The sequence below is a fragment of the Pseudoalteromonas sp. SR45-5 genome (genome assembly GCF_014163565.1).
GTDB lineage: Bacteria > Pseudomonadota > Gammaproteobacteria > Enterobacterales > Alteromonadaceae > Pseudoalteromonas > Pseudoalteromonas distincta.
In genome coordinates this window covers 1-4567 of record NZ_JACJDN010000318.1, presented here as the reverse complement: position 1 = coordinate 4567, position 4567 = coordinate 1, and the positions used below count along the sequence as shown (strand labels likewise).

Sequence of the window (4567 nt, the reverse complement as noted above, 5' to 3'; positions counted from 1 at the left end):
GGTGAAGAGTTTCTTTAGTATCGGATAAATTTACGACTTCCCTGACCTCATTAGCATGGATCTTACCTGGGTATTTATTATTAAACTTAACAAGATACGGGATAACTTCTTGATGAAACTTCCCCCAATACTCTAAGGTTGATTTGATTCTCTCTTTTCTTGAGTTAACTATATAAATATAAATACCAAAAAGAAATGAGCATCCAGTAAACAGTACAGCGACTACTTTACTTATTTCTATTATGTAATTTAATTCCATTTCGATTACTCCGTGTAATTAGTTTAATCTTAGCTAAAATTTAGGTTAGACTAAAATATATCTAAGCCCCACACTGCCTAACCCCAGCACCTGCATGTTTTAGCGCAATAATTTGCCCTTTGCCGTTATGCGCCATGGCGAGCATATCACCGGTATTTATATTACTTTCTACCGCGTGTTTACCTTTTAAATCTCTCAATAATGACTGCTTAATTTGTACTAGTACCTCGTCATTACAGCTGGCTATGTACCAGTCGTTATCTACCTTTACGAGCGTGCCGTATTCTATGTGGCGTTGTTGGTGGCGGCGTAAATCGTTAGCTAATTGGCTATCGAGTGCGTGTTTTTGCTCTGTAAAGGTGCTTGCGTAGCTACCTGCTTGATTTATTTCGTGTGTTTTAATAATTGAATAGTCGTGAATGTCTATAGTGTTAAATACGCTATTAAGCACGGTTTTTGGCGCGTGGTTAATGCTATCGTTATTATCAAACACAATAAAAGAAAATACACCCAGTGCGCAGGCAAGGCTGGTTAGCTGCAGCGTAAAGCCGAACTTTTTAGGCTTTGTGTGCGTGGCCTTTTTAAGTAGCGCTTTTTGCTGAGTGCTTGTAAGTGTAGTGCGCGCTTTTCGCTCTTTGTAATGTTGTGTGAGCTTTTGATCAAGCGGCTCATCAGGCTTGTTCATTGTTTGCTCCTAATAAACGTTTAAGGTTTTGCTTGGCATAGCGCAGCCTTGTTTTAATGGTCTCGAGGCTGCTTTGCGTTATAAGTTCTATGTCGGTGAGCGAAAAGCCTTCTTGTTGTAATGTTATGGCTTCACGCTGTACAAAGCTGAGTTGTTTTAGGGCGGCGTCGAGCGCTTCGTAACTTATGTTTGAGCTTCCTATATGCGAGTCTTTGCTAGTTAAGTCACCACTATTTAAGTTGTTTTCGCTTTTATCATTTTGTGCTGCTAAATGCGTGTTTTCGTCAAGCTCTACAAAGTGCTGTTGCCTGCGGTATTCGTCAATGAGTGTGTTGCGGGCAAGTTTAAACAACCATGCTTTTGGTGTGGTTTGGGCTTGGTAAAGGTGGCGTTTTTCGATTACTTTTAGCCATGTTTGTTGGCTTACGTCGTATGCTAAATGCGTATTAGATTGTGTAACAAGGTAGTGGTATAAGTCGTTACTGTAGAGGGCAATAAGCTGCTCTAAGTAACGATTGTCGCCACTTTTTGCGTAACTTGCCAAGCAGTCCTTGCTTGGCGTTTCAAATAACCATGACTTAATACTTAGTAGCATAGGCTCATCGCTTTTATTGTTGTAATTTAAAATCGAGCTGTACAGTTTGACCTGTTTGTAATTGTGCCACACCTTCAATTACTTTGGGGCGATATTTCCAGCGTTTAATAGCTCTTATTGCTTCGCGGTCAAAGGTGCGTTTTGGCTCGGCGTTAATAACTACCGGGTCGATTACTTCACCGGTGGGCGAAATACTAAAGCTTAGTTGCACCCAACCTTCAATACCATCGCGCGCGGCTGTAGTTGGGTATTTAGGGTTTATGCGCACTATGGGTGTTGCATCCCCTGTAGGGCGATTAATGGTATTGTTAATGTCGCCACCAAAATCGTCAATTGTAACTGGCGTAAGGTCGCTAATTGCCAACACAGGATCCGCTGATGCATCAAGCGGTGGAGCTTTTTGCGGCACTTTAGGCATTGGCGGTGGCGGCTGTATTTTTTGTATATGCCTGACTTTTGAATCCTCAGGTGCTTGAAAAATCTCTACTATAATATCGCCCCCTGGTTTAACCGGTGCGCGTTGCTCGCCACTTATTAAATATTGCATAAACGCAAAAGCTGCAAAGGTCATTGCGGCGCCGCCGATAACGGCAGTCGATGTTTTAATAAATACTGGGTTGTTAGGTACTTCAAGTGTGTGCATAAGCCGCTCCAAATTTTATTGACCACTACAATTAGGGTGTTTTCAAAGCTATAACGGGTGGCAAATCAAAAAGGGGTGAAATAATTTTATAAAAAATGTGGGGTTTAGTTACAATAGCCATTCGCATTCTTTTACTTATTAACTTTTTAGGCTGTTATGCAACTCATTGAAATAAATAAAGCGCGTTACCGTAAACATTTAAACCGTGTTATTGCAGGATGCGGTATTGGTTTAGCTGTAGGCAGCTTGGCTATATCGCAAACGCTGATTGCTTTATTTCCTGATGAAAGTGGTAGCCACTTTCATTGGAACTTAATAGGCGTTGCTATTACAAGCGTTGGGCTTGCGTGGTTACTTAATAAATACCGTACACATAGCTTTATGACTGAAGTTGTTTATGTGTGGGAGCTTAAAAAAGCACTTAATAAAATAACCCGTAAAATGGCTAAGTTAAAAGCCGCTGGCCGTGAAGGTAATGCCGATGCGTTATTAGCGATTCATTATAGCTACGCGGGCTCTCGGTTATTGTGGCAGCTAGACGATAATCTAATCACCATGGACGATTTAGCCATTAAACAAGCTGAGCTCGAATCTGTTGCAGCGCAACATAACGTAACGCTTAATGTTGAAGATTACGATGAAAGCATTTTAAAACAGTTTTAAAGCTTAGGTTTTTAAATTAGTTAGAGGATCCTTAATGAAGAAAGTACTCATAGTGTGTTTAGGTAATATTTGCCGCTCGCCAACCGCAGAGGCGGTATTAAAAGCCCGCGCTAAAAAGCTAGGCGTTAACGTTAAAGTAGATTCGGCGGGCACTATTGGCTATCACGAAGGTAAAACGCCTGATAGTCGCTCAATGGCAGCAGGGGAGAAGCGCGGTTACAGCTTTAAAGGTATTTATTCACGTAAAGTGCGTACAAGCGACTTTACTGAGTTCGATTTAATTTTAGCGGCCGATACACAAAATTTAGCTGATTTAACAGCGCAATGCCCTGAGCATTTACGCTATAAGCTGGCGCTATTTTTAGAATATGGCGAGCAAGCCCAAAGCGCTATTCCCGATCCCTATTACGGCGGCGATGATGGCTTTGAAAATGTGCTCGATTTAATAGAAGCGGCTAGCGATAAAATACTCGCTAAAATTTAATCCCTATTTTATTACTAAAGCTAAATTTAACGAGCTTTTTGTCGTATTGCATGGCGTTCCTAAAGTGAGTACATTTTATACTTGCTCAAAGGGAACTTTATGAAAATAAAAATATTACTACTCACTTTATCTATCGCTTCTTGTTCTACTTTTGCTAACGATGTTAGTTTTTCGATTGGGGGTGGCTATCCTTATTTAGTTATTCCTGAAGTGTCTTTGTCGGCTAACGACGACACACAGCGCTGGTATGCAAACTATAAACTAGGCCTTGATGATGGGTTTTCTGCCGGTTTTGAACAAGCAGTTAGCGATAATAAAAAACATGCTTTTGGCGTACTTGTGGGCGCTATTGGTGCAAGAGATACAGACCAAGAGTGCGAAAGTTCAACTAATGATGTAGCAACTGACTTTGCTAATACGCTAGGTTGTGTAATTGGCGGTATTTTTGATGAAGAAACAACAAATGGTATAGGGCTTACGTACAACTACAACTTTAATGGATTGAACAGCGCTGGTTTTAGATTAGAGCTAGAGGTGGGCTACGGTAAAGCAAGCGATAGCAATGAAAAAAGAGCCGATGGCGGAATTAGCGTAAGTTATGAATTTTAACTACGTAGAATTTGTATTAGTTGGTATTAAAAAAGACGCTTAAAGCGCCTTTTTTAATGAGCCGCTTTTAGTGGCGGTTAATTTTAAAGTCGAGTTGTACCTGAGAAATAGCGCTAACAGGTTTGCCATTTTCAAACTTTGGCGCGTAACGCCATTGCTCAAGTGCTGCTTTGGCTGATTTTTCAAATGCGCTGCCACCTTCTGAGCTAAGTACTTTTGGGTTTTTTACAAAGCCAGCTGCGTCTACCTCAAACTCCATAACAACGCTACCATCGGTACTAAATCTGGCTTTGTTAACTGGGTATTTAGGATTAACACGATAGAGTGGTGTTTGCTCTTGCGATTCTTTCCATGGCACCATTTGAGCGATAGCTAGGCAATGTTTAGTTGCTTCTTCGCTTTTACCTTGTTTTTCGTACAGGCCTACAAGCTTTGAATGAGCTGTTAGCTCTGCACTGTGATCAAAGTTTAAGTTACTATCGAATACAGTAACTATACGGTTTAGCCTTTCAATCGCTTGATTGTATCTTTTACGACCCTCTGCGAATGAGGCCATTAAAAAATCGGCTTTTATGCGCTCTAGTGAGTTTTCAGGTAAGTTTTCTTGGTAGTATTCGTCGGCTTCTTCT

At 40.9% G+C, this 4567-nt stretch carries 8 protein-coding genes; 3 read left to right on the top strand and 5 right to left on the bottom strand.

Annotation, left to right across the window (positions count from 1 at the left end):
- The 4 genes from H5072_RS20900 to H5072_RS12355 form a co-directional block, all read right to left on the bottom strand.
- Positions 1-259 (bottom strand): hypothetical protein (locus H5072_RS20900; protein WP_220488612.1); only part of this gene is annotated, 259 nt, incomplete at its 3' end.
- 61 nt (positions 260-320) lie between these two features.
- Positions 321-944, bottom strand: a complete 624-nt coding sequence (locus H5072_RS12365) for a hypothetical protein (protein ID WP_182693688.1) — start codon at positions 942-944, stop codon at positions 321-323.
- On the bottom strand, positions 931-1539 hold the full coding sequence (locus tag H5072_RS12360; RefSeq protein WP_182693687.1) for a sigma-70 family RNA polymerase sigma factor: 609 nt from the start codon (positions 1537-1539) through the stop codon (positions 931-933). Before H5072_RS12360 ends, H5072_RS12365 begins: the two co-directional genes overlap by 14 nt.
- Positions 1540-1552: 13 nt before the next feature.
- Positions 1553-2182: an energy transducer TonB gene (locus tag H5072_RS12355; RefSeq protein ID WP_182693686.1), complete on the bottom strand. Its 630-nt coding sequence runs from the start codon at positions 2180-2182 to the stop codon at positions 1553-1555.
- 156 nt (positions 2183-2338) lie between these two features.
- Between H5072_RS12355 and H5072_RS12350 the strand changes: the two genes are divergently transcribed.
- The 3 genes from H5072_RS12350 (at position 2339) to H5072_RS12340 (ending at position 3938) form a co-directional block, all read left to right on the top strand.
- Entirely contained in the window at positions 2339-2845 is a 507-nt protein-coding gene (locus H5072_RS12350) for a DUF3087 domain-containing protein (RefSeq protein WP_024606258.1), read from the top strand.
- A gap of 34 nt (positions 2846-2879) precedes the next feature.
- A complete protein-coding gene (locus tag H5072_RS12345; protein ID WP_010555493.1) occupies positions 2880-3329 on the top strand; it encodes a low molecular weight protein-tyrosine-phosphatase in 450 nt (149 codons plus the stop codon).
- Between the two features lie 99 nt (positions 3330-3428).
- Entirely contained in the window at positions 3429-3938 is a 510-nt protein-coding gene (locus tag H5072_RS12340; RefSeq protein WP_182693685.1) for a hypothetical protein, read from the top strand.
- 67 nt (positions 3939-4005) lie between these two features.
- Here H5072_RS12340 and H5072_RS12335 read toward each other — a convergent pair.
- A partial coding sequence (locus tag H5072_RS12335; RefSeq protein WP_182693684.1) for a TonB family protein occupies positions 4006-4567 on the bottom strand: 562 nt, incomplete at its 5' end.

Excerpts from the sequence above, each read along its gene's own strand:
- H5072_RS12365 (WP_182693688.1), bottom strand. The coding sequence starts at position 944 with ATGAACAAGCCTGATGAGCCGCTTGATCAAAAGCTCACACAACATTAC.
- H5072_RS12360 (WP_182693687.1), bottom strand. The coding sequence starts at position 1,539 with ATGCTACTAAGTATTAAGTCATGGTTATTTGAAACGCCAAGCAAGGAC.
- H5072_RS12355 (WP_182693686.1), bottom strand. The coding sequence starts at position 2,182 with ATGCACACACTTGAAGTACCTAACAACCCAGTATTTATTAAAACATCG.
- H5072_RS12350 (WP_024606258.1), top strand. The coding sequence starts at position 2,339 with ATGCAACTCATTGAAATAAATAAAGCGCGTTACCGTAAACATTTAAAC.
- H5072_RS12345 (WP_010555493.1), top strand. The coding sequence starts at position 2,880 with ATGAAGAAAGTACTCATAGTGTGTTTAGGTAATATTTGCCGCTCGCCA.
- H5072_RS12340 (WP_182693685.1), top strand. The coding sequence starts at position 3,429 with ATGAAAATAAAAATATTACTACTCACTTTATCTATCGCTTCTTGTTCT.